This window comes from Mesorhizobium shonense (assembly GCF_040545255.1).
Classification (GTDB): domain Bacteria; phylum Pseudomonadota; class Alphaproteobacteria; order Rhizobiales; family Rhizobiaceae; genus Mesorhizobium; species Mesorhizobium shonense.
In genome coordinates this window covers 462706-487321 of record NZ_JBEPLM010000001.1, presented here as the reverse complement: position 1 = coordinate 487321, position 24616 = coordinate 462706, and the positions used below count along the sequence as shown (strand labels likewise).

Sequence of the window (24616 nt, the reverse complement as noted above, 5' to 3'; positions counted from 1 at the left end):
CGGTTCATCGTTTCACGGAAACGCAGAACCGCTCCATCTCTTTGTTTAGACGCAATTCCGGACGGAAAACCATTTCACGCTTTTCCTGGAATTGCTCAGCGACTTTTCCTTGTGGCGGTTTCAACACCCCCGAGCCGCCACGGGGAAAGCATGGGGCCGAGCACGCCAGTCAGTCACCGTGTTTCGCTCCTGGCGGCAGCGGGTTCCCATCACCCGCTGCCGCTTTAACTGAAAGACCAAAGCAATGGCTGCCCCTCAATCTTCCAGTGAAATCGCGTATAACGGCTCCATGAAGATTCTCGTCATGGAAGACGATCGCGAGGCAGCGGACTATCTTAAGAAGGCCTTCGCCGAGGCGGGCCATACCACCCATGTCGCCGGCGACGGCGAGACCGGTTTCGCGCTTGCCGACGCCGGCGACTATGACGTGATGGTAGTCGACCGCATGATGCCACGCCGCGATGGGCTTTCGGTGATCGCCGCGCTCCGCTCGCGCGGCAACACCACGCCGGTGCTGATCCTGTCGGCGCTGGGCGAGGTCGACGACCGCGTCACCGGGTTGCGCGCCGGCGGTGACGATTATCTGACCAAGCCCTATGCGTTTTCCGAATTGCTCGCCCGCGTAGAGGTGCTCAACCGCCGCGCCGGCGCACGGGAGTCCGAGACCGTCTACCGCGTCGGCGATCTCGAGCTCGACCGACTGTCGCATTCGGTGAAGCGCGCCGGCCGCGAGATCACGCTGCAGCCGCGCGAGTTCCGCCTGCTCGAATATCTGATGCGCCATGCCGGCCAGGTGGTGACGCGCACCATGCTGCTCGAGAATGTCTGGGACTATCATTTCGATCCGCAGACCAACGTCATCGACGTCCACGTCTCGCGTCTGCGCGGCAAGATCGAAAAAGGCTTCGACAAGCCGATCCTGCACACGATCCGCGGCGCCGGCTACATGCTGAAGGGCGGCTAGGGAGCAAGATGGCTCTTTCCCTGCCGGCCATCATGAGGACGACGGCGGCCCGGCTTTCGGCGCTTTATCTTCTGCTTTTCGCGCTCTGCGCCGTGCTGCTGGTCTTCTACATGACGTCGCTGTCGGCGCGCATGCTGACGGCGCAGACCCAGGAGACCATCAACGACGAGGTGCTGGGCCTGGCTCGCGCCTACCAGCGTGGTGGTCTGCCGGTGCTGGTGCGCGTCGTCGAGGCCCGTTCCCGCCAGCCCGGCGCCAACCTCTATCTGATCGCCGACGCCAACGGCCAGATCCTGACCGGCAACGTGCAGAGCCTGGAGCCTGGGGTCATCGAGACCGAGGGTTGGACCACCGAGCCCTTTTCCTACCAGCGCTTCGGCGAGGGCGAGCTCGACCGCTTGCGCAGCGGAGACCAGACCGCGCCTTCGACCGGTACAAGCGGCGCGCAATCCGAGGGCGAGAAGGGCCACAACGCAATCGCGCTGGTGCTGAGACTGCCCAACCAGATGATCATGCTGGTCGGCCGCGACCTCGGCGAGCCCGAGCGCTTCCGCGCCGTCATCCGCCGCTCGCTGATGCTGGCCCTGGGCATGATGGGGCTCGGCGGGCTCTTGATCTGGTTCTTCGTCGGGCGCGCGGCGCTGAAGCGCATCGACAGCGTCTCGGAGGCGAGCCGCCGCATCATGGGCGGCGACCTCGGCGGACGCCTGCCGGTGACCGGCGCCGGCGACGAATTCGACCGCCTGTCGGAAAACCTCAACACCATGCTCGCCCGCATCGCCATGCTGAACGAGGGGCTGAAGCAGGTCTCCGACAACATCGCCCATGACCTGAAGACGCCGCTGACCAGGCTGCGCAACCGCGCCGAGGCCACACTTGCCGGCAAGCACAAGACGACCGACTACCGCCAGGCGCTGGAGGGCACGATTGCCGAATCCGACCAGCTCATCAAGACGTTCAACGCCATCCTGATGATCTCGCGGCTGGAGGCAGGTTATTCCTCCGAGACGGCCGGCCCGGTCGACCTCGCCGCCACGGTGAGCGATGTCGTCGAGCTCTACGAGCCGGTAGCGGAGGAGGCGGGCGTTGTGCTGGAAGCCACGGTGCCGGAAGCCATCACCATAAACGGCAACCGCGAGCTGATCGGACAGGCGCTGTCGAACATCGTCGACAACGCGATCAAATACTCGACCGGCGCGGCCGAGAGCCCGAAAGTGCGCGTCACGCTGGAGCATGCCGGCGGCGAGTTCAAGCTCGCCGTTTCCGACAACGGCCACGGCATTCCCGACGATGCCGACCGCGCGAGAGCCACCGAGCGCTTCGTGCGGCTGGAAAAGAGCCGCTCGCAGCCGGGCTCGGGCCTCGGCCTCAGCCTCGCCAAGGCGATCATGACTTTCCACAACGGCAGACTTGATCTTCTGCCCGCCAATCCCGGATTGTCCGTAGTCATGAGTTTCCCGTCACGGGACACGCATTGATGGCGGCGAGGATGGCAAAGAAAAAGATCGAAACCGGATGGCAACTTCGCCCGACGCTGGCGCTTCGCCCGCTGGATGGCGACCATGTCCGGCGGGAATTGTCCGAGGTCGCGGACGCAGCAGAGGAAGACGGCCTTGCGCGTCTCGCCGCATTCCTCGCGGGCAAGGGGCCGCTGCAGGATCTGCTCGCCGCCATCTTCGACCTGTCGCCGTTCCTGCGCGATATGGCCCGCCGCCGGCCGGCCATTCTCGACGTGCTGTTCGACCAGACGATCGAAGCGCGGCTCAGCGACATCGGCGAGGCGATCGATCTCGCGGCGCGGGCCGAGACTGTTTCGGAAACGAGCCTGATGATGGCGCTCAGGCAATTCAAGGCCGAGGCGCATTTCCTGATCGCGCTCGCCGACCTTTCCGGCGAGGCCGAAACCGCGCTGACGGTGCGCCGCCTCAGCGACCTTGCCGATGCCTCAACGCGCGCCGCCGTCGATTTTCTGCTGCTCGACGCGCACGGGCAGGGCAAGCTCAAGCTGCCCGATCCCAAATCCCCTGCGCACGGCTCGGGCTGGATCCTGCTCGGCATGGGTAAGCTCGGCGCGCATGAGCTGAATTTCTCCTCCGACATCGACCTCGTCGTCTTCTTCGATCCGGAGGCGCCGGCTGTCACCGATCCGCTCGACGCGACGGAGCTGTTCTCGCGCCTCACCCGCCGCCTCGTGCGTATCCTGCAGGACCGCACCGAGCACGGCTATGTCTTCCGCACCGATCTGAGGCTCCGTCCCGATCCCGGCTCGACGCCGCTGGCGATCCCGGTCGAGGCAGCGCTTCGCTACTACGAAGCGCGCGGCCAGAACTGGGAGCGCGCCGCAATGATCAAGGCGCGGCCGGTTGCGGGCGACCTTGCCGCGGGGGCCGCCTTCCTCAAGGAATTGCAGCCCTATGTCTGGCGCAAATACATGGACTATGCCGCGATCGCCGACGTCCATTCGATCAAGCGCCAGATCCACGCCCACAAGGGCCATGGCGAGATCGCGGTCAAGGGTCACAACGTCAAGCTCGGCCGGGGCGGCATCCGCGAGATCGAGTTCTTCGTCCAGACCCAGCAGCTCATTGCCGGCGGCCGCTTCCCGGAATTGCGCGGCCGCGAGACGGTGCCGATGCTTGGCGCGCTCGCCGCGCGCGGCTGGATCACCGCCGATGCGCGCGACGCGCTCACCCGGCAATACTGGTTCCTGCGCCGTGTCGAGCACGCCATCCAGATGGTGGCCGACGAGCAGACGCATATTCTGCCGGAGGATGACGAGGAGCTGGAGCGCATCGCGCTGATGCTCGATTTTGCGGACGAGGCGGAATTCGCGAAAACCTTCCGCGCTTCGCTGCAGCAGGTCGAGCGTCACTATGCGGCCTTGTTCGAGACGGCGCCCGAACTGTCGGCCGGCATCGGCAACCTGGTCTTCACCGGCGATGTCGACGACCCCGACACGCTGCGGACCTTGCATGGCCTCGGCTTCCAACGCCCGAGCGACATCTGCCGCGTCATCCGCGGCTGGCATTTCGGCCGCTACCGCGTCACCCAGTCGGCCGAAGCGCGCGAGCGGCTGACGGAGCTGACTCCGGCGCTCTTGAAAGCCTTCGGCCAGACGCGCCGTGCCGACGAAGCGCTGATGCGCTTCGACGAGTTCCTTGCCGGCCTGCCGGCCGGCATTCAGCTGTTCTCGCTGCTGCAGTCGAACCCTGCGCTGCTCAAGCTGATGGCGACGATCATGGGTGGCGCGCCGCGGCTCGCCGCCATCATCACGCGCCGCCCGCATGTCTTCGACGGCCTGCTCGATCCTGCGCTGCTTACCGAACTGCCGGATCGCGCCTATCTTTCGGCGCGGCTTGCGGCCTTCATCGAGGGCGACCGCGCCTATGAGGATGTGCTCGACCGGCTGCGCATCTTCGCCTCCGAGCAGAAATTCCTGATCGGCGTGCGCCTGCTGGCCGGCTCGATCGATCCCGCGCGCGCCGGCCGCGCCTTCTCCGACCTCGCGGATCTCACCATCGAGGCGGCGCTTCAAGCGGTGACTGCCGAGTTCGCGCTGCGCCATGGCAGGATTGCCGGGGCCAGGGTGGCGCTGCTCGGCATGGGCAAGCTCGGCAGCCGCGAGCTCACAGCGGGATCCGACGTCGACCTCATCCTGCTCTACGACCACGACGCGGACGCGGAGGAGTCCGACGGCGAGAAACCGCTGGCGCCGTCGCATTACTACACCCGAATGACACAGCGGTTGATCGCCGCCGTCTCGGCGCCCACGGCCGAAGGCGTACTTTACGAGCTCGACCTCCGCTTGCGCCCCTCTGGCAACAAGGGGCCGGTCGCCACCCATGTCGACGCGTTCAAGAAATATCAGCGCCAGGACGCCTGGACCTGGGAGCACATGGCGCTGGCCAGAGCCCGGGCGATCGGCGGCGATGCCGAACTCTGCGCCGAAGTCGAAGGGGATGTCGCGGCGGTGCTCGCCCAGCCGCGCGACGGCGCCAAGGTGAAGGCGGAAGCATCGGAGATGCGGGCGCTGATCGAGAAGGAGAAGCCGCCGCGCGACCTCTGGGACATCAAGCTGATCCCGGGCGGCCTCATCGACCTCGAGTTCATCGCCCAGGTCGCCGTCATCACCGGCAATATCGAGCCCGGCCGTCGGGTGACCGCGACGGCGGATGTGCTGGCGCGGCTGGCGCCGCAATTCGCGACAGCCGATGTCAGGCAGGAACTTTGCGAGGCCTGGCGGCTCTATATGGCATTGACCCAGATGATCAGGCTTTGCCTCACCGGTGAGTTTCAGCGCGACGATGTCCCGCCGGGGCTTTCGGATCTGCTTCTGGCGGTCACCGACCTTCCGGATTTCGGTGTGTTGGAGGCGCATCTCAAGGAGACGTCGCGGAAGGTCCGCAACGATTTCGACCTTCTGCTTCGTGCGGGAGCGCCGGCGCGCTAGGAGCCGTGAAGTCGCGCGATTATTCGGTGCGTTGAACACGGCGGAGCCTGCGGCGCGCATGCGCTTGCAGGAGCCGATCACGCAGGTAGGCGTAGAAGCGTGGCGGCAGCATGCCATAGTGGAAGCGGGAGGAGCTGCGTCCCGGGATGGGTCTGAGGTCGGGACCCGGCCAGAGGAAATCGTTGGTTTCGCTCACCACGACCCATGACGGCGTGTCGTCAAGCCCAAGGTGAGCTTTGAGAGCCGCGGGCATCTCGATGGCATCGCGAGGATCGGCCGGAGCGGAATGCGTGATCGGAACCACCGTCACGATCTCGTGCCCTTCCACGATCCTACGCGCGGCGACAATGGCGCAGGGCCGGTTCTTGCGACCCTCTTCAACGCCTGTTTTGTGTTCGTCCGACCAGAGGTAGGAATAGGAAATCACCAGGCCGGGAACAGGCTTGGGCAGGCTCACGGTGTCCAGTCTTTGAGCATTTCATCCAGCTCATCGAACTGGGATGGTACCGCGCTTGCGGCGATAGCTCTCAGCGTCTCGTCGTCAAGCTCCTCGACGGGGCGGGCGACCCGTCCCTTGACCAGCACTTCGAACATTGCCGCCGAGAGGAGGACGGTGTGGGTCCGGCCATTCTTCGTTATCGCAACCGGCGCCCGCTGAGCGGCATCCTGAAAACGTCCGACATTTTGTTGGAATTCCGTTGATGTTACGCGCATGGACAGTCACCTCTTTATCCAAAATAGATAAAATAGATAACTTTTTCAAGACGGAGGTCGAGTTGGAACGGCCTCGATCGCTCAGGCCGCTGCTTTCACGGGCGGCGACTTCTTCAGCGGGATGCGCACCGACACGATGGTGCCGACGCCTTCGGTCGAGCGGATCTTCAGCGCGCCGCCCTGCAACTCCGCGAGCGAGCGTGAAATCGCCAGCCCGAGGCCCGAGCCTGTATGGTTCTTGGAGAACTGGTTCTGCACCTGCTCGAACGGTCGCCCGAGCTTGCTCAGCGCCTGCTTCGGGATACCGCAGCCATTGTCCTCGATGGTGAGAACCAGCGCGCCCGAGGCGCTGCGCGCCCGGACCGTGATCCTGCCGCCCTGTCCAGTGAACTTCACCGCGTTGGAGAGGAGATTGATGGCGATCTGCTTGATCGCGCGCCGGTCGGCAAAGAGCCGCATCGAGTCGGCGATGCGCGTCTCCACCGTGATCGACTTTTCCGCCGCCTGCAGCGAGATGACGCGAACCGTCTCCTTGATCAGCGGGCAGAGGTCGATCTCCTCGCTCTCCATCGAGAACTGGCCGGCCTCGATCTTCGACATGTCGAGTATGTCGTTGATGACGCCGAGCAGATATTTGCCGCTGCCGTTGATATCGGCGGCATATTCCTCGTAGCGCGGCGAGCCGAGCGGTCCGAACAGGCGCTGTTCCATCAGCTCGGAAAAGCCGATGATGGCGTTGAGCGGCGTGCGCAATTCATGCGACATGTTGGCGAGGAATTCGGACTTCGCCCGGTTGGCCGCCTCGGCGCGCTCCGTCTCCTTCATGTATTTGCGGTTGAGTTCGACCAGTTCCTTGGCGCGTTCTTCCTCGGCGCGCCGCGCAAGGCTGAGGTCGTGGATCGTCGCCATCAGGCGCCGCTCGCTGTCGACCAGCTTTTCCTGGTGCAGCTTGATCTGGGTGATGTCGGAGCCGACCGAGACGATGCCGCCGTCGCGGGTTCTGAGCTCGTTAACCTGGAGCCAGCGGCCGTCGGCAAGCTGGCGCTCCAGCGTGACGCCGCCATGCGGACCGTTGGCATTGGCGAGCCTGCGCTCCGAGGCGAAGGCGAGCATGCGCTCCTCCAGCATGTCGCGGGTCGCGCCCGGCACCACGTCGCGGTCAGAGAGCCCGTTGTCCTTCTGGAATTTGGAATTGCACATGATCAGCCGCTCGGCGGCATCCCACAGCACGAAGGACTCGTTGATGTTCTCGATCGCGGTCCTGAGCCGCATGTCCGCCGCTTCCGAGCGCAGCGCCAGGTGGCGCTGCTCGGTGACATCGACGGCGATGCCGATCAGCTGGATCTCCGGTGCCTCCGGGTCGATCACCTGGGCGCGGGCGCGCATCCACACCCACTGCCCGTCGGCATGGCGCATGCGGAACACCTGGTCGATATGGTCGATCTCGCGTTCGACGATGCGGTTGGCGAGCTCGAAGAGATCGCCGTCGTCGGGATGGATGATCTCGTCGACCTCGCCGAACGACAGCATCGTATCGCAGGGCTCGTAGCCCAGCATGTCGTACATCGAGCGCGACCAGTACATCTTGCCGCGCACCATGTCCCAATCCCACAGCCCGCAGCGGCCGCGCACCAGCGCCATGTCGATGCGCTGATGTGCTTCGAGATAGATGCGGTCGGCTGCCTGGGCGCGCGCCGCCTGGCCGAAATAGGCATAGAGGATGACGATCAGCACGCCGGCCGTCAGCACGAACAGGGTGACATTGAGCGAGACCGTCTTGCGCCAGCTCTCGAACACCGCCTCCTTGGGAACCAGCACCGCCGCGGCGTTCTTGCGGTCGCCTGTGAAACTGACGGCAGCAAACCAATCCTTCCCGCCGATGCTGACATCCATAACGCCGGCGCGGTCGCCGAACATGAACAGCGGCTGGCCGCCGAGCACCAGGCCGTCCAGCGAACGCCCCTGCCAGCCCGTCGACAATGGCGACACGGCGATGATCTTGAAGGCGCCGTCGGTGATGGCCAGCACATGGCTGCTGCCCATGGCGGCCTGGCGGCTGGTGTTCTCGAGAAGATCCATCGCATTGGCGCCGGCTGCGTTCGGGTCGGCGGCGATCGACTGCGCTATCTGGCCAGCGGCTAAGGCCAGCAGCGCCTTGGCGTCACGTTCAACCTCGTCGCGGTCGTTCACCAGCGACAGGAAACGAAGTGCTGCGATGACGATCAGGAAGACGATAATCAGCGCCGGTATCGAGCGGCGCAGCAAGGGCTCCGCCGCCAGCAGCCGCTGGTAGGCGGGCTCCGCGATCAGACGCGCGTTGCCGGAAAGCCCGTCGCCCCTTGCCTCGCGACGCGCAAAAGCCTTCCCTCCGGGCGCGCCCCACGCGTCCGTCTTGGCCATAAATGGCACTCCCCGATTTTGCCGCATACTTGACGATCCGGCTACGCCGCACGCCCGAATCGTCAGTAAGGAATCAAAGGTGATTCGCCTTGTCCAGAGGCGCGCGCAAAAAAGATTAAAAGTTGATTGAAATTCGTCGCTTTTTCCTTCTCCCCTTGTGGGAGAAGGTGGATCGGCGCGGTAGCGCCGAGACGGATGAGGGGTGTTCCAGCGGAGTGAAACGCTGGCGTTCCCTGGAGCACCCCTCATCCGTCGCCTTCGGCGACACCTTCTCCCACAAGGGGAGAAGGAGAGGCGCTACGCCAGCGTCCGTTCCACGATATCCCGCAGATCGGCCGACAGGTTCTCGGCATTCGCAATCTGCAGCAGCGCCTGCCTTGCCTTGTCCTGCCGGACCGGCTCCAGCGAGCGCCAGGACCTGAGCGCCGTCGCCAGCCTTGCCGCCACCTGGGGGTTGCGCTTCTCGACTTCCAGCACCGTCTCGGCGAAGAAGCGGTAGCCCTGGCCGTCGGCGCCGTGGAAGCCGGTCTGGTTGGCACTGGAGAAGGTGCCGATCAGCGAGCGCACCCGGTTCGGGTTGGCGATCGAGAATGCGGGGTGCTGCATCAGCGCGCGCACCTTGTCGACGGTCTGTGGCCCGGGCACGCCGGCCTGGATCAGGAACCATTTGTCGAGCACCAGCGCATCGCCGCGATAGCGCGCTTCGAAGCCGGCGAGCGCTTCCTGCGCTTGGCGAGAGCCGGCGTGGCGATGCGCGAGAACCGTGAGCGCCGCCGCGCGGTCGGTCATGTTGGTGGCCGAGTGGAAATGTGTTGCCGCGAGCGCCGCGCCTTCCGGCAGCAGCGACAGATAATCGAGCAGGATGTTGCGCAGCGCCCTCCGTCCGGCGCTCGCTGCGTCCGGGGTGAATGGGCCGTTATCGGCGAGGCCCAGATAAAGCGCTTCGAAGGACTCGCGGTTTGCCGCAGCTATCGCCAGCGCCAGCGCCTCGCGCGCGCCGAAGATGGCGTCGGGGTCGATCCCTTTGCCGATCTCGCGGGCAATGTCGGCTTCGCTCGGCAGCGACAGCGCCAAGGCGCGATAGGCCGGCTCGAGCGCCTCGTCGCCGGCAATCCTGCCCGCTAGCTCGGCAAGCTTCACCGTAAAGGCAGGCTGCTTGCCGCCAAGCACCTGGCGGAAGGCCGCGATCAGCACGTCGGTGAGTAGCGTGTTGAACGCCTGCCAGCGCGCGAAGGAGTCGCTGTCATGGCTTGCGAGGAAGAGCTGGTCGTCGGCCTTCTGCTGCACCGAGAGCGTGATCGGCGCCGAGAAGCCGCGGTTGAGCGACACCGAAGGCCGCTCGCTGACGCCTGAGAAGCGCACCGTATGCCGACGCTTGCGGATGTGGATGACGCCGTCCTCGACCGTCGCACCTTCGACCGTTGTCCAGGCTATGGGCTTGCCGCCGGCGCCGACCAGACCGAAGGCCAGCGGAATATGCATCAGCCGCTTGCGGCTTTCCGACGGCGTCGGCGGCACCGACTGCTCGATCTCCAGCGTGAACGCCTTGGCCGCGGCATTGTAGGAGGAACTGACCGTCAGGTTCGGCGTGCCGGCCTGGTGGTACCAAAGCGCGAACTGCGCGAGGTCGCGCCCCGAGACGTCCTCGAACACCTTGAGGAAGTCTTCGATCGTCGCCGCCTCGCCGTCATGCCGCTCGAAATAGAGGTCCATGCCGGCGCGGAAAACCTCCGGGCCCAAGATGGTGCGGATCATGCGCACCACTTCCGAGCCTTTCTCGTAGACGGTCGCCGTATAGAAGTTGTTGATCTCGCGGTAGCGGCGCGGCCTGACCGGATGCGCCAGCGGCCCCTGGTCCTCGGGGAATTGGTGCGCGCGCAGCGTGCGCACCTCGGCGATGCGTTTCACCGCGCGCGAGCGCTGGTCGGCGGAGAATTCGTGGTCGCGGTAAACCGTCAGCCCTTCCTTCAGGCAAAGCTGGAACCAGTCGCGGCAAGTGATTCTGTTGCCGGTCCAATTGTGGAAATATTCATGCGCGATGATCGCTTCGATATTGGCGAAATCGGCGTCGGTCGCGGTCTCCTCGTCGGCCAGCACATATTTGTCGTTGAAGATGTTGAGGCCCTTGTTCTCCATCGCGCCCATGTTGAAGTCGGAGACGGCGACGATGTTGAAGACGTCGAGGTCGTACTCGCGGCCGAAGGCTTCCTCGTCCCACTTCATCGAGCGCTTCAGCGCATCCATGGCGTAGCCGGCGAGCCGCTCCTTGCCGGGCTCGACAAAGATGCCGAGCTCGACCTCGCGGCCGGATAGGGTGGTGAAGCTGCCCGCCACCTTGCCGAGCGCGCCCGCCACCAGCGCGAAGAGATAGGAAGGTTTCGGGAAAGGATCGTGCCAGACGGCGAAGTGCCGGCCATCGGCGAACACGCCGCTTTCAACCGGGTTGCCGTTGGAAAGCAAAAGCGGCGCCTCGTTGTGGGGCGCCTCGATGCGCACGGTGTAGACGGAGAGGATGTCCGGCCGGTCGAGGAAATAGGTGATGCGGCGAAAGCCTTCGGCCTCACATTGCGTGCAATAGACGTTGCTGGAGCGATAGAGGCCCATCAGCGCCTCGTTGCTGGATGGCGCGATCTCGGTCTCGAGACGCAGCTCGAAGCGCGGCGCCGCCGGCGGCTTCGGGATGGTCAGTTGGTCCGGCGTCGCCAGGTAGTCGGCTGGCGCGAGCGCATGCCCGTCGATGGCAACGCCGAGCAGCGTCAAGCCGTCGCCGTCGAGCACCAGCGGCGCGGATGTGGCGACGCCTCCGCGCCGCTCGACGGTGAGCAAGGCAGTGACGCGCGTGGCATCCGGTGACAGGCGGAAATCGAGGCTGGTCTTCGGAATGAGATAGTCGCTGGGACGGTAGTCTTCGAGTTTGAAGACATGGCCGGTATCGGTGCGCATTCCGTTGGTTTTCCTGTCGATTTTAAGCGGACAGCGGCTGTTGCTGGCCTAAGAATTTTGAAGTTCGCGCTCTTTACACGAAACGGTCACTCGACAAAACTGCGCAGGGGTCTATTTCTGGGCTTCGTTTCCGACCATCGTCACGAGGCAAGATGACCGTCGATCACGCCGTCGGCCACGACACGCTGCGCGGCATTGCGCTGAAGATCGTCTCCGTGGCGGTCTTCGTCAGCATGCAGACCAGCATCAAGGCGGCCGGCGACGTGCCCGCCGGGCAGATCGTCTTCTTCCGCTCGTTCTTCGCCATCTTCCCGATCGTCGCTTTCCTGGCCTTCAAGGGGCAGCTGGCCACGGCCTTCACGACGAAACGGCCGTTCAACCACATAGCGCGCGGCATCGTCGGCGTCGGCGCCATGGGGCTCGGCTTCTTCGCGCTGACCAGGCTGCCGCTGCCGGAGGCGATCACGCTGAACTACGCCCAGCCGCTGCTGGTCGTGGTGTTCTCCTCCGTTTTCCTCGGCGAGACGATCCGCGTCTATCGCTGGAGCGCGGTCGCCGTCGGTCTCGTCGGCGTGCTCATCGTCTCCTGGCCGGAACTGACGCTGTTGAATTCCGACGAGGCGCTCGACGACCAGGAAGTGCTGGGCGTCATGGCTGCGCTGATCGCAGCGGCGATCTCGGCCGTCGCGATGCTTCTGGTGCGCAATCTCGTGCAGACCGAGAAGACGGCGACCATCGTGCTGTGGTTCTCCTCGACGGCGAGCGTGCTGGCGCTGTTCACTTTACCTTTCGGCTGGCAGGCGCTGACACCGATGCAAGCCGCGCTGCTTGTCGTGGCCGGCTTCTGCGGCGGGCTCGGCCAGATCCTGATGACGGCTGCCTACCGCCACGCGGAGGCTTCCGTCGTGGCGCCTTTCGAATACACCTCGATGATCCTCGGCGTCGTCGTCGGCTATTTCGTCTTCGGCGACGTGACGTCGTTCAACACGCTTGTAGGCGGCGTCATCGTGGTGGCCGCCGGCATCTTCATCATCTGGCGCGAACGGCAACTGGGCCTGGAGCGCACGCGGACGAGGCGGGCCACGCCGCCGCAGGGGTAAGTCTACGAAGCGGCCGCCCGCTCCTTCGCCAGCCGCACCAGAACCGTCCGGGTCTGCTCATCGGCCGGGAAGAAGGATTCGATCGCCAGTTCCGACAGTGTAACGTCGAGCGGTGTGCCGAACACCGTGATCGTGCTGATGAAGGAAAGCACAGCGTCGCCATGCGCGAGCCTGAGCGGATGCACGATGCCGCTCGGCTCGACCGGCGCCGGCCGGCTGCTCTTCAGGCCGGACGGATAGCCACGCAGCTCGCGTTCCAGCTCGATCAGCACCGGGTCGCCGCTGGCGTCGTTCTGGTGCTTGAGGCGGTCGAGCAGATGCGCCCGCCATTCCGCCAGGTTGACGATGCGCGGCGCGACGCCGCCGGGATGCAGGCTGAGCCTGAGCACATTGACCGGCGGTTTGAGCAGCGACGGCTCGGAAACGTCGGCCAGGAACGGGCCGATTGCGGCGTTGGCGGAAACCAGGTTCCAGTGCCGATCGACCGCAAGCGCAGGGAAGGGTTCGTGGCCTCGAAGCACCGTCTCGACCGCGGCAAGCGCCGGCGCCAGCGTCGCATCGGTCAGAGGCCTTTCGCTGAAGCTCGGCGCGAAGCCGGCGGCCAACAGGAGCTGATTGCGCTGGCGCAGCGGAATAGAGAGCTGCTCGGCAAGATGCAGCACCATCTCGCGCGACGGCTGGGCGCGGCCGCTTTCGACGAAGGAGAGATGCCGCTGCGAGATATCGGCCTCCATGGCGAGGTCGAGCTGGCTCATGCGCCGGCGCGTGCGCCATTCGCGGATCAGGCTGCCGGCGGAGATTTCGGATGTGGTCATGGGGGATGAGTAGGGCGAGAGGCGTCCCGTTTCAATTACCTGGGAGGTTATAGGTAGCACCCTCGTAGGAGATTGGCGAAAGCGGTGACGCAGGAATCTCCTCCTTGAGGGGGGAGATGGCCGGCAGGCCAGAGGGGGTCGCCTCAACCGCCTCGACGCTAAATGGCGCCGGCGCTCCACGCGAGGCGACCCCCTCTGTCGCCTTCGGCGGCATCTCCCCCTCGAGGGGGGAGATCAGCCAATCGCCAACTCCCTCAGCTTCGCCTTCACCTCGAGAAAATCCCGCCAGGCCAGCTTTTTATGCGCCGGCGTCCGAAGCAGATAGGCCGGGTGCAGCGTCGGCATGGCGGGAATGACGATGCCCGACGCTGTGGTGTGGACGCGCCAGTTGCCGCGCAGCCGCAGGATCCCCTCGGTGGTGTTGAGCAGCGTCTTGGCCGACGGTCCGCCGAGATTGACCAGCACCTTCGGATTGACCAGCTCGATCTGCCTTTCGATGAAGGGGCGGCAGATCTCGGTCTCGTGCGGCGTCGGCGTGCGGTTGCCCGGCGGCCGCCATGGGATGACGTTGGCGATATAGGCCGAGGTCCGGTCGAGACCGATTGCCGAGAGCATCCGGTCGAGCAGACGGCCGGAGCGGCCGACGAATGGCAGGCCCTCGAGGTCTTCGTCGCGGCCCGGCGCCTCGCCGACCAGCATCAGGTCGGCGTTCGGATTGCCGTCGGCGAAGACCAGGTTCTTGGCGGTGAATTTGAGGTTGCAGCCGTCGAAGGCAGCCATGTGCTGGCGCAATTCATCGAGCGTCGCAGCGCTTGCCGCGAGTTGCCGCGCGAGCAGCACCTGTCCCTCGTCGGGCACCGCGGCAGTTGCCGGCATCGTGCGCGCCGGCGCATCGGGCACATGGCTCGCGTCCAATCCGGGCGGAGGCGCCGGCCGCTCCGGTACCCGGCCCGAGCCGAGACTTGGCTGAGATGCATGTCTTTCCGGAGGCCTGCTTTCACGGACGGGTGCGGCCTGCGCCGGTGCGCGCTCGGTCTGCTTTGGCCGGGCCTCCGCGAACCGGTTGACGGGCGTGTCCTCGAGCGGCTCGTCGACGCCGGCGCTGGCATAGAAGGCCAACAGCTCGGCGATATCGATCGGGTTGTTGGGGGAGGCGGCAGTCATGGCGCCACCATCGTCCGCGCGGCGATGATTTGCAACCGCCGTGACAGCAATCTCCCCCCTTGACGGGGAGATGTCGCCGAAGGCGACAGAGGGGGTCGGTTCGACCGGACGCGACGCCAAGGGGGCGGCAGGGCGGGTTGGCGCTTTACGCGCGAGGACCCCTTCTGGCCTGCCGGCCATCTCCCCCTCGAGGGCGGAGATTACGCGTTCCGACGATTTCGCCAATCTCCAAGGGGCGCACCATTTATCCAGATCACCCCGTCGGTATGCGCGGATCCTGCACCAGATAAAACGTCCAGCGCGGCGTGTAGTCGGTGATGAGGAAATCGAAGGTCGCTGTCTTCAGCGGGTCGACCTTGCCGTTCCTGAACAGCAGCCGGTCGTAAGGTTCGAAGGCGCGATCAAAATCGGCGAAGTTGCTCGACCAGATATTGTCCGGCGTCTTGTTGCGCTGGTCGAAGGACAGGCCGTCGCCGAACACGCTCGGCTGGTCGAGGATCTCTTGCAGCTCGAACTGGAATTCCACCCAGGGGAGCGCGCTGTTGTTCAGCACGTCGATGCGCATGTACATGATGCCGTTGGCGACATCGCCCGCCTTGCCAAAAGCCTCGATCGGCCTGGTGGCTCGAATGGTCAGCGTCACCGGCGTCGCCGAATTCAGCTCCTCGGTGATGACCAGTGGGTCGTCCTTGGTGCCGATCCCGGAAGCGCCGGTAATGCGGAAGCCGCCAAGTTCGTCGGAAAAGGAATAGGCGCCGGCCACCCATACCTTCTGCGGATCGGCTTGCGCCGGAACGCTCAGGAAGAGGAGCGGAAGAACCGCGCGGCAAAGCCCGCCGGGCGTGAAGAGTAAGCGCTTCAATGGAAAGCCGGATGGCTTGGGAGTGCGCATGGGGTGAAGTATTGCCGATAAGCAAGCCATCGAACAATTAAAAACATGCGCCCGGTGGCTCCCAATCCAATCGGCTGGCCCTGTCGGATGCTTTGCCTGGCCTGATCGAACGGGCTCGCATAGCCTGAAAACCGCGACTTTTTGTCGAAATCGGCTTTGTCACGATAGCACCGGTTTCGCGTCGCGAATTGATGCGCTATGCAGCGCGTGAGCCAGCAGAATGCGAAAACATGGCGAGCCAGCGAGGGGCACATGAGCGAGATCGAACGCGAGAGCATGGAATTCGACGTGGTGATCGTCGGCGCCGGTCCGGCCGGCCTTGCCGCGGCGATCCGTCTGAAGCAGCTCAACCCCGAGCTTTCCGTCGTCGTGCTGGAAAAGGGCGGCGAGGTCGGCGCCCACATCCTGTCCGGCGCCGTCGTCGACCCGATCGGCATCGACCGTCTTCTGCCGGGATGGCGCGAGGAGGGGGACCATCCGTTCAAGACGCCGGTCACCGACGATCATTTCCTGGTGCTTGGCCCCGCCGGCTCGTTCCGCCTGCCCAACTTCCTGATGCCGCCGCTGATGAACAACCACGGCAACTATATCGTCTCGCTCGGCAATGTCTGCCGCTGGCTGGCGACCAAGGCCGAGGCGCTCGGCGTCGAGATCTATCCAGGCTTCGCCGCGGTGAACCTCGTCTACAACGAGGCGGGTGCCGTCACCGGCGTCATCACCGGCGACATGGGCGTCGAGAAGGACGGCACGCACGGCCCGGCCTATGCGCCGGGAATGGCGCTGATGGGCAAGTATGTGCTGATCGGCGAAGGCGCGCGCGGCTCTTTGGCCAAGCAGCTGATCGCCAAATACAAACTTTCCGAAGGCCGCGAGCCCGGCAAGTACGGCATCGGCCTCAAGGAACTCTGGCAGGTCAAGCCGGAGAACCACAAGCCGGGGCTGGTGCAGCATTCCTTCGGCTGGCCGCTCGACATGAAGACCGGCGGCGGCTCCTTCCTCTACCATCTGGAGGACAACCAGGTGGCGGTCGGCTTCGTCGTCCACCTCAACTACAAGAACCCCTGGCTCTCGCCCTTCGAGGAGTTCCAGCGCTTCAAGACGCATCCGGCGATCAAAGGCACCTTCGAGGGCGCCAAGCGCATTGGCTATGGCGCCCGCGCCATCACCGAAGGCGGCTGGCAGTCGGTGCCGAAGCTTTCGTTCCCGGGCGGCGTGCTGATGGGCTGCGCCGCCGGCTTCGTCAACGTGCCGCGCATCAAGGGCTCGCACAATGCGGTGCTGTCCGGCATGCTGGCGGCCGAGCATGTCGCGAACGCCATCGCTGCCGGCAGGGCCAACGATGAGTTGACCTCCTATGAGGGAGCCTGGCGCGGCAGCGACATCGGCAAGGACCTGAAGAAAGTGCGCAACGTCAAGCCGTTGTGGTCGCGCTTCGGCACCATCGTCGGCGTCGGCATCGGTGGTCTCGACATGTGGCTGAACACGCTGTTCGGCTTCTCGCCCTTCGGCACGCTGAAGCACGGCAAGGCCGACTATGCGACGCTCGAGCCGGCCTCCAAGCATCAGAAGATCGCCTATCCGAAGCCGGATGGCGTGCTGACCTTCGACCGGCTCTCCTCGGTGTTTTTGTCCAACACCAACCACGAGGAAAACGAGCCTGTGCATCTCATCGTCGGCGACATGGGCCTGCAACAGCGCTCCGAGCACGACGTCTTCGCCGGCCCCTCGACCCGCTACTGCCCGGCCGCCGTATATGAATGGGTCGACAAGGATGGCAATGCCGCCGCCGATCCGTCCGCCAAGGACGTGCGCTTCGTCATCAACGCGCAGAACTGCGTCCACTGCAAGACCTGCGACATCAAGGACCCGAACCGGAACATCAACTGGGTGCCGCCACAAGGCGGCGAAGGGCCAGTCTATCAGGGTATGTAGCGTTGCGTGCGGAATAGGTTGCGACGGCGCAACCTCAAGGCCGTTGAAACCGCAGCCGGCTTGTGTTTCCTTTCCTCAAGGATAGGGAGGAGACGGCCATGCGCTTGGCAGTTCTGACATGCCTTGCCGCCATCGGCGCGCTGTGTGCGCCGCAGGCCTCGGCCGGCACCAGGGTGCTGGTCCAGACGCGCAGCTACGACATTGCGGGCAATTCCGGCGCGGCGCTCATCGAGGCCATGGACGGCAAAGGCCCCAAGCACGGCTTCATGACGCATGCCATCGCCCAGACTGCCTACACAGTCGACTGGGAGCTCGGCGTCATCCAGGACAAAGGCTCGTGCCGGCTCAAGCGGGCAAACGGCACGCTCAATCTCTTCTACACCTTTCCGCGCGTCGCTTCGCCGGCGACGCCGGCGCTGAAGAAGCGCTGGAACCGCTTCTTCACCGGCGTGCGCGCCCATGAGGAAACCCATGGCCGCATCGCCAGGCAAATGATGCGCGCCACCGAGCGGTCGATTGTCGGTCTCAAGGTCGCGGACGATCCTTACTGCTACAAGACGCGCCGCGAGGCGCGCCAACGCATCCAGGCCACCTATGCCGAATACGAAGCCAGGCAGAATGCCTTCGATGCCCGCGAGCACCGCGACGGCGGCCATGTCGAGCATCTGATCGCGGCTTTGATGGGGAAATAGGCCCAGAGGCGCCTTTCAACCGGATCGCAGGCTATTTCGCAGGGGCGCAGGCACCGACGTCGCGCGCATTGGGCCTCCCGGCCTTCAGATCCGAGAGCTGCGGCAAGGTCGGATCGAACCCAACGCGCTGCTCATACACTTTCCGGTTCACTGAGATTTGCCGGCCTGAGGAGGTGAAGCCTACCATGCCGGTCTTGCCGACATAGGCAGCTCCGACGCGCATCCGGCAGAAGAATTTCTTCTCGCTGTTGGAAACGATCCAGCCCAGCGCGCCTGATGCGCCGCGCGTCAGCTTGCTTGTCTTGTACCCGCCGGTCTGCAGGTTCGAATAGGATTCGGCATGCGACGGTGCAATCGATGCCAGCAGAAAGATCGCCATCGAAGACACGCCAAGCCAATTCATTGGTTTCATTTTTGCCATAGTGCCACCCCCAGTTGTTCCATTTCGATTCATGGACAATTTCGAGCAGCCGCGCAAGTAATGCCAGGTTATCGTCCTGGAGAACCAGCGCGAAGCCAGTTCAGCCGCGTGGACCGGTAGATGAGCCACTCGACGCCAGCGCCGTCTCGTGCTCGTCCTTGGGCTCCCTGTCGTCGGGCCGCAGCGAGAACTCGACCAGCACCCCCAGATGGTCCGAGCCGGTGTCTTCCAGCCGCGTCGCCGAATGGATCGTCACCGCGCCCTTGCTGAACACCTGGTCGATCGGCAGGCCGGCAAAGCGCCGCAGGAAATCGGGCAGCTTCCGGTGGATCCAGGTCGGCCCGGCCGACGGCATCACCGTCAGCTTGCCAAGCGAAGCGACGCGCCGCACCGCCGCGCTCCAGGGCACGGCGTTACAGTCGCCGGCCATGATCGCGGTTTCGCCGAGCGCGGCGAGCGGCTCCGCCAGCTCGCCGATCTGCCAGTACTGCTCGAGCGGCCAGGGCCAGCTCAAATGGATTGCTGCGACGTCGACGCCGGTTCCGCCGAAATCGATCGTCGCGGTCGCCATCGCGCCGCGCGGCTCGCAATGCGGCGCGGTGCCGGCGGCAAAGGGCCGTCGCGACAGCAGCGCGACGCCGAATACGCCGTTGGGGTAGGGGCAGAGGATGCGGTAGGGATAGGCGCCGGTGATATAGCCAAGCTCGGTCGTCCACATCCCCGACACCTCGTCGAGGGTGATCACATCGGGATTGGTCCGGCCGATCAGCGACAGCACCTTCTTCGGCGTCGGATTGTCGAAGCGCAAATTCATCTGCAGCAGGGTGTAGACGATGCGATCGGCGGGTCTGGCGACCGCCTGCTGCGGCCACAGCCTGGGCAGCGCGCTTGTCGTCGTGGCGAAGCAGGCAATGGCAAAGAGCAGCACCGCTGCCGCCTGTAGCCGGTAGGAGCCTCCAAGCAGCGGTATCGCCAGCAGCGCCGTAAGCACGCTGAGATGAATGCGGAAATGCGAGAAGGAATCGAGGGCCGGATGCAGCGCGCCGAAGAACCCGGCCAGCAGCGCGGCCGAGAGTGCGATCATCGCCAGGAATGCCACCCCAGCCGTCATGTTCGAGTGCGCGCCGCCTGTTGTCATCTCGGTCTTGGTCTGCCGAATGCCGCCGGCAATCTGTTTGGAGCAAGATAAGACCTCATCTCGCTCTGCCTGCTTATCGGCCAAATTGCGGCCCGAGCAAGACGACGAATTGCCTCGTTGAAGCAATTCCAGGAAAAGTGCGTGGCGGTTTCCGTCCGGAATTGCGCAAAAACCAGATAGGGCCCTGGCAGTCGTGGCGGCTACTGGAAGGCCGTTTCTGAAAAACTTCTGAGCTTGCGCGAATGCAGCCGCTCCATCGGCATTTCGGCCAGCTTCTCCATCGCCCTGATGCCGATGGTGAGGTGCTGCGCCACCTGGCGTTTATAGAACTCGGTCGCCATGCCGGGCAGCTTCAATTCGCCATGCAGCGGCTTGTCGGAAACGCACAGCAGCGTGCCGTAGGGCACGCGGAAGCGGAAGCCGTTGGCGGCGATCGTCGCCGATTCCATGTCGAGCGCAATCGCCCGGGACTGCGACAGGCGTTGCACCGGGCCGCGCTGGTCGCGCAGTTCCCAGTTGCGGTTGTCGATGGTGGCGACGGTGCCGGTGCGCATGATGCGCTTGAGGTCGTAACCCGAAAGCCCGGTTACCTCGGCCACCGCTTCTTGCAGCGCCACCTGGATCTCGGCCAGCGGCGGGATCGGCACCCAGACCGGCAGGTCGTCGTCCAGCACGTGGTCCTCGCGCACATAGGCATGCGCCAGCACATAGTCGCCCAGCGCCTGCGTGTTGCGCAGCCCGGCGCAGTGGCCGAGCATCACCCACGCATGCGGCCGAAGCACCGCGATATGGTCGGTGATGGTCTTGGCGTTGGAAGGGCCGATGCCGATATTGACCATGGTGATGCCGCCATGGCCCGGCTTCTTCAGGTGATAGGCCGGCATCTGCGGTAGGCGTTGCGGCGGTGTGCCTTCGGTCGCTGCGCCGGCCCTGGCCTTTGTCACCAGATTGCCCGGCTCGACGAATTCGGTATAGCCGCCACCGCCTTTCTCCATCAGGTCGCGGGCCCGCGCCACGAACTCGTCGATGTAGAACTGGTAGTTGGTGAACAGCACGAAATTCTGGAAATGCTGCGGACTGGTCGCCGTGTAGTGCGTCATGCGGTGCAGCGAATAATCGATGCGCTGCGCGGTGAACGGCGCCAGCGGCCTCGGCTCGCCGAACGCCACCTCAAAGGTCCCGTTGGCGATCTGGTCGTCGGTACCGTCGAGGTCCGGCACGTCGAACAGGTCGCGGATCGGCCGCTTGATGCGCTCGGCAGCCGTGCCGTCGACATAGGTGCCTTCCAGGAAGGCGAAATGCAGCGGGATCGGCGTTGTCGATTCCGACACTGTCACCTGCACGCCGTGATTGCGCATGATGAGCCGAAGCTGTTCGACGAGATAGTTCTCGAACAGCTGCGGCTGGGTGATCGTGGTGGCGAAATGCCCGGGCGTCGGCATATGGCCGTAGGCCTGGCGCGAGTCGATCTGGGTGAACGAGGTCGTGGTGACGCCGATCTGCGGATAGAAGGCGCGGTAGCGCTTGCTCTCGTCGCCGCCGGCGGCGAGCTTGGCGAAGGAATCGCGCAGGAATTTGGTGTTGCGGTCGTAGAGCATCTGCAACGCCGCGACCGCCTTCTTGGCGTCGTCGAAGCTCTGCCTGCCGAAAGGCTCCGGCATGACGACCGATTCGATGGCTTGGGGGTAGATTCGCTTTTCCATGGCCCAATATAGGGATTTGGAACAGCGCTTGGGAGGGGGAGGCGGGTGCGAAGCTTGCCCTGCGGCGTATTTTTCTTCGATCGTGTCAGCCGCGCTGCAGGCTCACCAGCAGCACGAAGCCGATGCCTGCCTTCTTCGGCGTCGGCGCCTCGATGATCGAGCCGGTGTCGGCGCGCATCATCGGCACCGCCAGCACCGGGGCGGCAAGCAGCATCAGGATGAGCATCGCCCGCGGCAGGAGCCGAAGGGTCTTCATTGCGCTGGTGGTGATGCGGTTCATGGTGGTCGTTCCGGTTTCGAGTATTGGTCGTTTCAGCGGTCGAAATGGTTCATGCAGTCCAGGCGGCAGGTATCGGCCATCCCCGATGAACGGGCGGGACGGCCGGCTTCGGCCACCAGGATGGCGAAGACCATGCCGAACAGGCTCATCAGCAGGCAGACGATGGTGAAGCGGCGGACAAGCATTTCTCTCTCCTTCAATGGCGAGGAGAATGCCCGAATGCCTCTGAACCGGTTCTGAGACCGGTATTCATCTACCGTTCAAATTGATTGATACGCGCTGGCCGGCCAGGCGCCGGCAATTGCCGCGCCCGACAACGCGCCCTCGGAACAGGCTCGAAAACAAAACGGGGCCGCACGGGCCCCGTTTCACATCGTCATTTGAACAGCGATCAGAGCTTGTGCCAGGTCTGGCTTTTGCAGATCAGGCCGCCCAGCACGCAGCCGCTCATCTTGAGCGAGGCGCCGGACAGCGTCGCCTTGCCGGAATAGGTCTTGTCGGTTTCCGGGTCGGTTATGGTGCCGGTATACTTGTTGTCGCCGGCCGCCTTGAAGGAGCCGATCGTCTTGCCGGAATACTTACCGGACTTCAGCGTGATCGAGAACGTGTCGCTACCGGCGATCGCCGCCGTCGAGCCGGCTTGCGTCTTCCAATTGCCCTCGATCGGGTCGGCCCATGCGGCGCTGGCCACGATCAAGGTGGCCGCCAGGGCCAGGCTCACTTTTCGAAACATATCTGTCCTCCTCCCTACAGGTTCCGGCGGGACTCGCTCCGCCTCTCCGTCCCTTTACGCAAACGTAAGCTAATCCAGTCGCCGCCAAAACGAAAGCGGTGCCGCCACGGAAGGTTGCGAGGATTTTGGCGGCGCGGCTCACTGAAAATGAACGATCGGCGGAAAAGGCTTCGGTTTCCGTGGTTAGCGAAGTCTTGATTCAAGCGCCCGAAATTTTCGTCGAATTTAGCGCAAATCGGCTGAATTGCTGGGTTCCTATGCTTAACAGTTTTTCGCGTTTACCTCTTGTTTTATCTTTGTTTTCTTCAAATTAAGCACGCCATTTAACGACGGATTCAAGGCCAGGCTTCATCCTCGAAAGCATCGAAAGAGCGGCCCGCCCAAGGGACATCAAGGGGCAGAAGGAGGCAGCTCTCGGGAGCCAGACAGGGGATTGAAATGGCACGTTTTGAAATGCTTGAAGCCGGCTTCGGCGCCATGGGGGCAACTGCCCAGGCCGACATTCTTTTCGAACTGGGCATGATGTATGCGACCGGCCGCGATTGCGAGACCGACGTCGTTGCCGCCCACAAATGGTTCAACATCGCCGCGATCAAGGGTTCGTCCCGCGCCGCCGAACTGCGCTCGGAACTCTCCGCCACGATGTCGAAGGCTGATATCGCCAAGGCGCTGCGTGAAGCGCGCGAATGGATGACGATGCACTGATCTTGCGCGCCTGGCGCTTGGAAGTCTTCAGGGACAAGGCCGCGATAAAGACGGTCGGTCAAAAAAGAGCAAGAACGTGGCAGGCAAACAATGCCCAGCTGCGCACAAGATCACGATCCTGAAAAGTGGAATCCGGTTTTCAGAAAAGATCGTGGTCCAACAAGGAACAGGGAAGCGAGCGGGTTCAGGCGCGGGGCGCCGGGGAAGCTCGACTGCAAAAGCCGCGACCGGCCGGGACAAGGCCGGCGCGGCTTTTGCATGTGCATTTTTCCCCAGCGGTAGCTGCGTGCGTGGCCCAAGAAATGCTCGCCGAAATGAACCAAAGCGGTATGCATTGTCCTCTCGACAGTTCCGGCGAAGGGTGAAATTGTCCCGGCTCTGTGGAACAAGCGCGGCCGGGCGGCCGCGCGCAAGTGGAGGAGTCCATATTGTCATGAAAAGATTGGGTATTTTGAGCGCGGCCGCATTGGGCCTGATGATGAGCGCATCGGTTGCTTTCGCCGACGACATTACCATTTCGGTGGTCGGCCCGATGACCGGTCAGCTCGCCACCATCGGCGACCAGTTCAAGCAGGGCGCGCAGGCCGCGGCCGACGCCATCAACGCGGCGGGCGGCGTCAACGGCTCGCAGATCAAGCTCGACATCGAGGACGACCAGTGTGATCCGAAGCAGGCGGTGTCGGTCGCCAACCGCATCGTTGCCAACGGCGTCAAGTTCGTCGACGGCCACGCTTGCTCGGGCTCGAGCATTCCGGCCTCGGCGGTCTACGCTGAAGCCGGCACGCTGATGATGACGCCGGCCTCGTCCAACCCGGTGCTGACCGACGCGGCGGCGAAGTCCGGCTGGCCGACGATCATGCGCCTCTACACGCGGGACGACGCGCAAGGCGCTTTCATCGGTCCGTGGATCGCCAAGAAGTACGCCGGCAAGAACGTTGTGGTCCTGCACGACAAGAGCGCCTACGGTCAGGGTGTTGCCGATGCCGTGAAGGCGACGATGAATGCCGGCGGCCTCAAGGAGGTCGACTATGAAGGCATCAATGCCGGCGAGAAGGACTATTCGGCTCTGGTCACCAAGCTGAAGGAACTCAAGGCCGACGTGGTCTATTTCGGCGGCTATCATCCGGAGGCGGGCCTGATCCTGCGTCAGGCGGCCGAGCAGAACGTCAAGTTCCAGCTGATCATGCCGGACTCGATCGCCTCGCCGGAATTCTGGCAGGTCGCCGGCCCGGCCGGTGAAGGCACCATGTTCGTCTTCCCGTCGGACCCGCAGTCGAAGCCCGAAGCGAAGGATGCCGTCGCCAAGATCAAAGCCGGCGGCTTCACCCCGGAAGGCTTCACGCTGTTCTCCTATGCCGTGATCCAGGCGGTGGCCGAAGGCGTCAAGCGCGCCGGCAGCGACGATCCGGCCAAGGTCGCCGAGGCGCTGAAGGATGGCAAGCCGATCAGCACCGTGGTCGGCGACGTCATCTTCGACGAGAAGGGCGACCTGAAGAACGCCAGCTACGACATCAACCAGTGGCACGACGGCAAATACGCGCCGATCAAGCCGTAATCGGTTCTGCTGGAC

The 24616-nt window shown here is 64.3% G+C and carries 21 protein-coding genes; 8 read left to right on the top strand and 13 right to left on the bottom strand.

What is annotated here, in order from left to right; all coding sequences use genetic code 11:
- Positions 1-289 precede the first annotated feature (289 nt).
- Genes ABID26_RS02665 through ABID26_RS02655 form a run of 3 tightly spaced genes read left to right on the top strand, consistent with a single transcriptional unit; the run spans position 290 to position 5414 of the window.
- A complete protein-coding gene (locus ABID26_RS02665; protein ID WP_292298159.1) occupies positions 290-964 on the top strand; it encodes a response regulator transcription factor in 675 nt (224 codons plus the stop codon).
- 8 nt (positions 965-972) lie between these two features.
- A complete protein-coding gene (locus ABID26_RS02660; RefSeq protein ID WP_292339275.1) occupies positions 973-2442 on the top strand; it encodes a sensor histidine kinase in 1470 nt (489 codons plus the stop codon).
- Positions 2443-2453: 11 nt separating this feature from the next.
- On the top strand, positions 2454-5414 hold the full coding sequence (locus ABID26_RS02655; protein WP_435528540.1) for a bifunctional [glutamine synthetase] adenylyltransferase/[glutamine synthetase]-adenylyl-L-tyrosine phosphorylase: 2961 nt from the start codon (positions 2454-2456) through the stop codon (positions 5412-5414).
- A 19-nt stretch (positions 5415-5433) separates the two neighbouring features.
- Here the strand turns inward: ABID26_RS02655 and ABID26_RS02650 are convergent, their stop codons facing one another.
- From ABID26_RS02650 to pepN, 4 genes are all read right to left on the bottom strand, one after another.
- Positions 5434-5871: a type II toxin-antitoxin system PemK/MazF family toxin gene (locus ABID26_RS02650; protein ID WP_292298162.1), complete on the bottom strand. Its 438-nt coding sequence runs from the start codon at positions 5869-5871 to the stop codon at positions 5434-5436.
- On the bottom strand, positions 5868-6128 hold the full coding sequence (locus tag ABID26_RS02645; protein ID WP_292298163.1) for a type II toxin-antitoxin system prevent-host-death family antitoxin: 261 nt from the start codon (positions 6126-6128) through the stop codon (positions 5868-5870). Before ABID26_RS02645 ends, ABID26_RS02650 begins: the two co-directional genes overlap by 4 nt.
- 81 nt (positions 6129-6209) lie before the next feature.
- Positions 6210-8528 (bottom strand): PAS domain-containing sensor histidine kinase, encoded by a 2319-nt coding sequence (locus ABID26_RS02640; protein WP_292298164.1) that lies wholly within the window; start codon positions 8526-8528, stop codon positions 6210-6212.
- A gap of 297 nt (positions 8529-8825) precedes the next feature.
- Positions 8826-11471 carry an aminopeptidase N gene (pepN, locus tag ABID26_RS02635; RefSeq protein WP_292301708.1) on the bottom strand — a complete coding sequence of 882 codons (2646 nt, stop codon included), beginning with the start codon at positions 11469-11471 and terminating at the stop codon, positions 8826-8828.
- A 152-nt stretch (positions 11472-11623) separates the two neighbouring features.
- Between pepN and ABID26_RS02630 the strand changes: the two genes are divergently transcribed.
- The gene (locus tag ABID26_RS02630) at positions 11624-12571 is read left to right on the top strand and encodes a DMT family transporter (protein WP_292301706.1); all 948 of its coding nucleotides are present in this window, start codon (positions 11624-11626) and stop codon (positions 12569-12571) included.
- Positions 12572-12573: 2 nt separating this feature from the next.
- Here ABID26_RS02630 and ABID26_RS02625 read toward each other — a convergent pair whose 3' ends face one another.
- The 3 genes from ABID26_RS02625 to ABID26_RS02615 form a co-directional block, all read right to left on the bottom strand.
- Positions 12574-13386, bottom strand: a complete 813-nt coding sequence (locus ABID26_RS02625; RefSeq protein WP_292301703.1) for a helix-turn-helix domain-containing protein — start codon at positions 13384-13386, stop codon at positions 12574-12576.
- Positions 13387-13620: 234 nt separating this feature from the next.
- Positions 13621-14550, bottom strand: coding sequence for a uracil-DNA glycosylase (locus ABID26_RS02620; RefSeq protein ID WP_292301701.1), 930 nt, complete (start codon positions 14548-14550; stop codon positions 13621-13623).
- A gap of 253 nt (positions 14551-14803) precedes the next feature.
- Entirely contained in the window at positions 14804-15442 is a 639-nt protein-coding gene (locus ABID26_RS02615) for a hypothetical protein (protein WP_292301699.1), read from the bottom strand.
- A 252-nt stretch (positions 15443-15694) separates the two neighbouring features.
- On the opposite strand from ABID26_RS02615, the gene ABID26_RS02610 reads away from it, so the two are divergent.
- Both ABID26_RS02610 and ABID26_RS02605 read left to right on the top strand, forming a co-directional pair.
- Positions 15695-17374 carry an electron transfer flavoprotein-ubiquinone oxidoreductase gene (locus ABID26_RS02610; RefSeq protein WP_292301697.1) on the top strand — a complete coding sequence of 560 codons (1680 nt, stop codon included), beginning with the start codon at positions 15695-15697 and terminating at the stop codon, positions 17372-17374.
- A 98-nt stretch (positions 17375-17472) separates the two neighbouring features.
- On the top strand, positions 17473-18066 hold the full coding sequence (locus ABID26_RS02605; RefSeq protein WP_292301695.1) for a DUF922 domain-containing Zn-dependent protease: 594 nt from the start codon (positions 17473-17475) through the stop codon (positions 18064-18066).
- A 31-nt stretch (positions 18067-18097) separates the two neighbouring features.
- Here ABID26_RS02605 and ABID26_RS02600 read toward each other — a convergent pair whose 3' ends face one another.
- The 6 genes from ABID26_RS02600 to ABID26_RS02575 all read right to left on the bottom strand — a co-directional run bounded on the left by ABID26_RS02600 (position 18098) and on the right by ABID26_RS02575 (position 22341).
- Entirely contained in the window at positions 18098-18520 is a 423-nt protein-coding gene (locus ABID26_RS02600; RefSeq protein WP_292339265.1) for a hypothetical protein, read from the bottom strand.
- Positions 18521-18587: 67 nt separating this feature from the next.
- The gene (locus tag ABID26_RS02595; RefSeq protein WP_292301714.1) at positions 18588-19598 is read right to left on the bottom strand and encodes an endonuclease/exonuclease/phosphatase family protein; all 1011 of its coding nucleotides are present in this window, start codon (positions 19596-19598) and stop codon (positions 18588-18590) included.
- A gap of 227 nt (positions 19599-19825) precedes the next feature.
- On the bottom strand, positions 19826-21286 hold the full coding sequence (locus ABID26_RS02590) for an AMP nucleosidase (RefSeq protein WP_292301691.1): 1461 nt from the start codon (positions 21284-21286) through the stop codon (positions 19826-19828).
- Between the two features lie 127 nt (positions 21287-21413).
- Positions 21414-21608: a hypothetical protein gene (locus ABID26_RS02585; RefSeq protein ID WP_126101246.1), complete on the bottom strand. Its 195-nt coding sequence runs from the start codon at positions 21606-21608 to the stop codon at positions 21414-21416.
- 32 nt (positions 21609-21640) lie between these two features.
- On the bottom strand, positions 21641-21793 hold the full coding sequence (locus ABID26_RS02580; RefSeq protein WP_189350201.1) for a hypothetical protein: 153 nt from the start codon (positions 21791-21793) through the stop codon (positions 21641-21643).
- A 206-nt stretch (positions 21794-21999) separates the two neighbouring features.
- Entirely contained in the window at positions 22000-22341 is a 342-nt protein-coding gene (locus ABID26_RS02575) for a DUF2147 domain-containing protein (protein WP_292301689.1), read from the bottom strand.
- 438 nt (positions 22342-22779) lie between these two features.
- Between ABID26_RS02575 and ABID26_RS02570 the strand changes: the two genes are divergently transcribed.
- Together ABID26_RS02570 and ABID26_RS02565 are read left to right on the top strand one after the other, a co-directional pair.
- Complete coding sequence (locus ABID26_RS02570) at positions 22780-23046, top strand: SEL1-like repeat protein (RefSeq protein ID WP_059189077.1); 267 nt, start codon at positions 22780-22782, stop codon at positions 23044-23046.
- A gap of 433 nt (positions 23047-23479) precedes the next feature.
- Positions 23480-24601, top strand: coding sequence for an ABC transporter substrate-binding protein (locus tag ABID26_RS02565; RefSeq protein WP_292371577.1), 1122 nt, complete (start codon positions 23480-23482; stop codon positions 24599-24601).
- The last annotated feature ends 15 nt before the right edge of the window (positions 24602-24616 follow it).